5 protein-coding genes are annotated in these 5,960 nt (G+C 72.8%); 1 reads left to right on the top strand and 4 read right to left on the bottom strand.

Going from position 1 to position 5,960, the window contains the following annotated elements:
* Positions 1 to 101 precede the first annotated feature (101 nt).
* Genes EYA84_RS24470 through EYA84_RS24455 form a run of 4 tightly spaced genes read right to left on the bottom strand, consistent with a single transcriptional unit; the run spans position 102 to position 4,855 of the window.
* Entirely contained in the window at positions 102 to 608 is a 507-nt protein-coding gene (locus EYA84_RS24470) for a DUF742 domain-containing protein (RefSeq protein ID WP_131055731.1), read from the bottom strand.
* Positions 605 to 1,075, bottom strand: coding sequence for a roadblock/LC7 domain-containing protein (locus EYA84_RS24465; protein WP_131055729.1), 471 nt, complete (start codon positions 1,073 to 1,075; stop codon positions 605 to 607). The genes EYA84_RS24470 and EYA84_RS24465 overlap by 4 nt, the downstream gene beginning before the upstream one ends.
* Entirely contained in the window at positions 1,072 to 3,696 is a 2,625-nt protein-coding gene (locus tag EYA84_RS24460; protein ID WP_131055727.1) for a nitrate- and nitrite sensing domain-containing protein, read from the bottom strand. The genes EYA84_RS24465 and EYA84_RS24460 overlap by 4 nt, the downstream gene beginning before the upstream one ends.
* Positions 3,683 to 4,855 (bottom strand): hypothetical protein, encoded by a 1,173-nt coding sequence (locus EYA84_RS24455; RefSeq protein WP_131055725.1) that lies wholly within the window; start codon positions 4,853 to 4,855, stop codon positions 3,683 to 3,685. The genes EYA84_RS24460 and EYA84_RS24455 overlap by 14 nt, the downstream gene beginning before the upstream one ends.
* Before the next feature lie 368 nt (positions 4,856 to 5,223).
* On the opposite strand from EYA84_RS24455, the gene EYA84_RS24450 reads away from it, so the two are divergent.
* Positions 5,224 to 5,960 (top strand): alpha/beta hydrolase (locus EYA84_RS24450; protein ID WP_131055723.1); only part of this gene is annotated, 737 nt, incomplete at its 3' end.

Below are 5,960 nucleotides of genomic sequence, written 5' to 3'. Positions count from 1 at the left end.
GCGGGGTGGCCCGTCCCACCGACGGGGGGACCGGCGCGGAGCCGCCGTAGCGGGCCGTGGCGCTGTTGGCGGCGAGCGCGCCCTGCGGGGCGACCGGCCAGTCAGGAGATTGCACGAAGTCCATCAATCACTCGCAGGATGACGTCGGGGTCGAGGGCGTCGTCGGCGTCGTTGACGTGTACATCCAGGTGGCCGGCGGCCCGCAGGTCGCCCACCAGGACCCGGGTCACACCGAAGTGCAACCGGGTCTTGGCGGAGATCTCGGCGACCGAGATCGGGTCGCCGCAGAGTGCCACGATCGCCTGGAGTTCCGGGGTCAGCCGCGCGGTCACACTGGTCCACGGCTCGGGGCCGGGCCGGGCGGTCACCTGGGTCTCCAGGCCGATCGACGGGTCGGCGCCGGCCACCCGCCCGGCCGTGAGCACGAACGGGCGGAGTCCGGTCGGACCGGCCGCCTCGGGTTCCGATCCGACGACCGACGCCGCCGCCGATCCGACCGCCGCCGGTGCGTCCACCGGGGCGGCGTCGCCGACCGAGGAGGGCTCACGCAGGTAGGGCCGGATCCGGAACACCGGCTCCTGTTCCGCACCGGCGGCGTCGGGGTTCATTGCTGAACGGAGTTCTTGAGTTCGGCGATCAGGCGCGGGGTGAGCGCGCTTCCGGCCCGACCGGCGAAGAGGGTCATCTCGTACGCGACGGTGCCGAGGTTGGCCGACCGGTCGGCGACCACACCGAGCACCGAGCCGCTGCTGATCGCGCTGATGAGCAGGTAGCCCTCGGCCATGTCCACCACGACCCGGTTCAGCCCGCCCAACGCGTACCAGCTGGCGGCGCCGCCGGCCAGGCTGGTCATGCCGGAGACCACTGCGGCGAGCCGCTCCGCGTTGGACCGGTCCTTGATCGCGGACATGGCCATCAGCAACCCGTCCGACGAGACGGCGATCGCCTCCAGCACCCCTGCCGTGCTCGAGGTGAAGGTGTCCAGGAGCCAGTTGAACGTGCGGGCCTCGGGGCTCAGGTCCCCGGCCGGGTGGCTCTGGTGGTCGAGGTTCTCGTGTACGTGCGGGCTGGTCAAAGTGGCGTTCCTTCTTCGTCGCTGTGGTCGGGACGGACATCGCGCAGAGCCCGGGCGACGCCGGTCTCGAACGCGTTGAGGAGATCGCGGACCTCGGCCGGGTCGCCGGGGTTCTGCGCCATCGTCTGGCGGGGCGTGGTGGCGATCAGGTTCGCGCCCGGCACCCGCCGACTCAGTTGGGTGGGTGCGCCGGAGGGCGCGGGCTCGACCGGCTGCGGAAGTGCCGCCGCCCGGCTCTGCTCGGCCCGCCGTACGCCCGACTCGAACTGCTCGACGAGGGCGCGGGCGGCGACCGGGTCGGCGCGGGTGGCGTCCACCGGACCCACCCGGGGTGCGCTCCTGGACAGGCTGGCGCCGGGCACCCGCTGCCGGATGCCGGGCACCGGACCGGTCGGGGCGGGTAGCGGGGTCTCCGCCGGTGCCGGCCCTCTCCCGGTCGGTACGGCGGGGTCGCCGTCGGCCGGTCGGTCCGGCGTGACGGTGCCGTCCGGTTCGACGGCGCCCGGAGCGGTGGCGAAGGCGTCCCAGGACGCACCCACCTCCATGCTCTCGGTGGCCCGGCTGAGCAGCTTCTGGTCGAAGCCGGGCAATGCGGCGGCCTCGGCCGGCAGGTGGGTCGGACCGCCCACGCCGACGTGGACCGGCTCGGCCTGGGCCGGGCCGTCCAGCGTCGGCACCGGCGGCGACATCGGGATGCCGGGCTCGGGCTGGTGCCGGGTCGGCAGCGCGACGGGCACGCTGGCCCGGGCGGTGGGTGTCGCCCCGCCGGTGCCGAAGACCAGCGACGACCGGGGGATCAGCAGGGTGGCGGTGACGCCACCGCCCGGCGTCGCGGACAGGCCGACGCCCCAGCCGTGCCGGCGCGCCAGTCGACCCACCACGAAGAGTCCGAGCACCTCGGTCGGGGCGAGGTCGAGCCGTTCCCGGCGGGTGAGCCGGACGTTCTCGGCGGCCAGCCGCGCCTCGGTCATGCCGATCCCGTGGTCGACCACGGTCAGCCGGGCGCCGTCGTCGGTGATCTCACCGCCGACCACCACACGGGTGTGCGGCGGGGAGAAGACGGTGGCGTTCTCCATCAGCTCGGCCAGCGCCAGCACCAGGTCACCGATGATCGCCGGGGCCGCCGACACCTCGGCCGGGACCGCGACGTCGACCCGGGTGTAGTCCTCGATCTCACCGAGCGCGAGGCGGACCGCGTCGGCCAGCGGGACCGGCGCGACGTGGGTGACGTCGCCCGTGGCGCCGGAGAGCACCACCAGGTTCCCCGCGTTACGCCGCAGCCGGCTGGAGATGTGGTCGAGGCGGTACAGGCTCTCCAGCCGCCCCTGGTCGGCCTCCTGCTGCTCCAGCCGGTCGATCAGCGCGATCTGCCGACCGACCAGGTTCTGCGTACGTCGGCCGACGTGCCCGAACATCTGGGCCACGTTGCGCCGGCTGGCCACCTGGCGTTCCACCAGCAGGGCGGCGGTGCTCTGCACCCGCTCGAAGGCGCGGGCCAGGTCACCGATCTCGTCCCGGGCACGGACGTCGACCCGGTCGAGCCGGATCGGCTGGGCGGCGTCGGTCTCGTCGTCGGCGACCCGCACCAGTTCGGACTCGGCGACCCGGGCGACCCGGTCGGCGGAGCGGGTGAGCCGGGTCAGCGGCCGGGCGACGGTCCGGCCGATGGCGAGGGCGAGCAGCACCACCACGACCAGGATCAGCAGCACCAGGGCGGCCACCCAGTACGCCTCGGCGATCGCGGTCTGCCGGTCCGCCCGCACCTCGGCGGTCACGTCGGCGACCAGCTTCTTCTCCACGAACTGACCCAGCGTGATCAGGGAGGAGATGGTCGGGTAGAGGACCTCGACGGGCGTCTGCGACACCGCGCCCACCGGGTCCAGCGAGCTCTGGTCCAGGAAGCCCGGCCCGGTCCGGGCGTCCAGGGCGGCCTGCTCGACGTCCATCAGCGCCAGTTGCTCGGGCGTGATCAGGCCGAGCAACTGGTTGGTCTCCGACTGGAGGGTGGCCATGTTGGCCACGAAGACGGTGGCGAGCTGCGGGCTGGGCTTGGCCGCGACCAGCACCAGCAGGGCGGCGCCACTGCCGAGCCCCTCGCTCTTGCGCAGGATCCCGTCCAGCGCCAGCACCTGCCGTCCGGCCGAGGTGCGGGTGTCCACGTCGTACGGCAGCCGCAACGAGTCGATCAGCTTGAGGTGGACCGGCCCGTACGCGCCGATGACCTGGTCCGGGCTGGCCTGTCCGGCCAGCGTGGCGGTGCGTACCGGGGCGAGTTGCCGGACCCCGTCGAGCGCGGTCGACACGTCGGGGGACAGGTCGTCGGCCAACTCGGTGCGCAGGTCGACGATCAGGTCGTCCACCTCCGCGATCTCCTGCACCAGATCGGTGCGCTCGACCTGCCGCAGCAGCAGACCGATGGCGAGCATCCGCTCCCGCTGGAGGTGCTGGAGCAGGGTGCCGATCCGGCTGGCGACCTTGACGGTGCTCTCGATGTCGCCGGCCCGCTGGGCGACCCCGGCGCGTTCCCACACCACCGGAAACGTCAGCCCGAGCATGCAGAGCAGGGGGATGAGCACCAACAGGGCGAGTTTGCCCCGGATCCGGAGCCTATCGAGCAGCATCGAAGGGCCTCCACCGATCCGGGTCGTGGCCGTGTCCGACCGGCTGGAGCGCGCGGTCGCCCGGCGGACGAGCGGGCTCCCACCGGTCGTCGACGGGCTGCTCCGGGTCCCCGGCTGCGGCGTCGGTGGCCTGCGGTCGACCGGTGGTGTCCCTCGAACGGGACAGCCATCCGGTCACCGCCAGGGCGATCAGCAGCAGACCGGCCACGCCGCCCGCGACCATGGTCAGCAGGTCGTCCCGGTCGAGCTGGTCGATCCGTTCCACCAGCAGCCGGTCGATCTCGTCGAGCAGGATCGGCTGGAGCTGCGTGGCGGCCCGCTGGGCGTCGTCCCGCGCACTGGTCAGCCGGACCAGGTTGATCGTGCCGGTCCGGTTGTCCGGCTGGGAGTGGACCGCCATCGCCTCGGTCGCCCGCTGATAGGCGTCGAACGGCGTGAGCACGCTCGCGCCCAGGTCGGCGCTGGCCGAGCTGTCCACCACCGCGCGCAGGTTGTTCACCAGGTCGTTGGCGGGTTGCAGCGCGGCGAGCCGCAGGGTCGCCAGCTCGCTCAGGGTGCGTACCCGGTCGGCGACGGGCCGCTGCGCGGCCAGGACGGCCATGTCGACGAGCCGCCCGCCGGCCACCGTCGCCTCCGGCATCTCCTCGCCGACGCCGTCCTGGAGGAAGTACGAGGCGGCGCCGGAGTCCCGGATCAGGCCGGAGGTCTCGCGCACCTTGCCGTGCAGGGCCAGCAGCAGATCCGTGACCTCCCGGTACGCGCCAAAGGCCGCCTCCGGGTCGAGCGACCGCTCGGGCAGCGCCTCCAGCTTGGCCCGGATCCCGGCCCACCGTTCGCTGGTGCTCAGCTCGGCACCGATGCGGGCGTCGACGGCGGCGGCCCGCTCGACGGCCTTCTGGAGGTTCTCCCGGGGCGGTTGGCGGTCGGCCACGGCGGCGCTCTGCGCGTCCACCAGCGCCTCGGTCACCGGTCCGAGGGCGCGCAGGTACTCCACGCCCAACCGCTCCTGCTTGAGGGCCTCCCGGTCGGCGTCGATGTACTGGTGGGCCCGCACGACGAGGAACGCCACCGGCAGCAGCAGCGCGGTGGCGAGTAGCAGCGGCAACAAGCGGCCCGGCGTCGGGGGCCGGCGACGGACCCGCGAAGCGGGAACGGTCATGGTTACTCCTCCGGGTGGCGCAACGATCGGGGGATGGCGTCAAGGAGCCGGTCCCGTGCGCCGGACCGGAAAACTAATCGAACCGGGACTGTCTGTATCGGTCTCTCCGGGTCAGGTTTGCGTCACTTCGAGCGATGTGACGGAGGATTAACTGATTGACTACGGTGGGTGGCTCTTTCCGTGGAGGTACGTCGTGGTTACGCGTATTTTCCAGTGAAAGGCATTAATTTCCATGATGCGAACTCATCCCAAAGGTTCGCCTGCGGAGGATGTGCGGTCGACCTCTTGCGGATGACGATCGGCCGAGTAGGACGGACGTACGGCGGATCTCAGCTACCACTCAGGTTGCGCGCCGTACCGTGTGCCGCATGAGATCGCCGTTCTCGGCCGCGCGGATCCGCCGTGCCCTGCCCACCAGCCGCCGGGCCGTCGCCGCGTCAGTGGCCGTCGCCCTGCTCGCGGCGGTCGTCGTCTGGGCGGTGTGGCCGGAGCGGCCGAGCTTCCGGACCGAGTCCGCGATGCTCACCGTCCGGTCCGGGCCGAACGGCGACGAGCCCGTCGACCTGGACACCACGCTGTACCTGCCGCGCGAGGCCGCCGCCGACCAGAAGGTGCCCGCGGTGCTGCTCGCGCACGGGTTCGGCGGCACCAAGAACTCGGTCCGCACCGACGCCGAGGACCTCGCCGACCGGGGCTACGCGGTGTTGACCTGGACCGCCCGGGGCTTCGGCCGCAGTGGTGGCCAGATCCACCTGGACAGCCCCGACCACGAGGTACGCGACGCGCAACGACTGCTGGACTGGCTGGCCGACCGCCCGGAGATCCGGACCGACGCGACCGGCGACCCCCGGGTCGGCGTGGTCGGCGGCTCCTACGGCGGCGCGCTGGCGTTGTTGCTCGCCGCCCAGGACCAGCGGGTGGACGCGATCGTCCCGATGATCACCTGGAACGACCTGTCCCGCTCCTTCCTGCCGGAGAGCACCGGAGGGGAACCGACCGCCGGAGTGTTCAAGTCCGGCTGGGCCGGCATCTTCTTCGGTGGCGGCGGTGCCGCCGGCTCCGGACCGGCCGGGATCTCCGGCACCGGCGCCGAGTCGCCGGAGGG

Source organism: Verrucosispora sp. SN26_14.1 (genome assembly GCF_004307965.1).
In the GTDB taxonomy this organism is placed as follows: Bacteria; Actinomycetota; Actinomycetes; order Mycobacteriales; family Micromonosporaceae; genus Micromonospora.
This window is presented reverse-complemented; position numbering and strand designations above follow the sequence as displayed.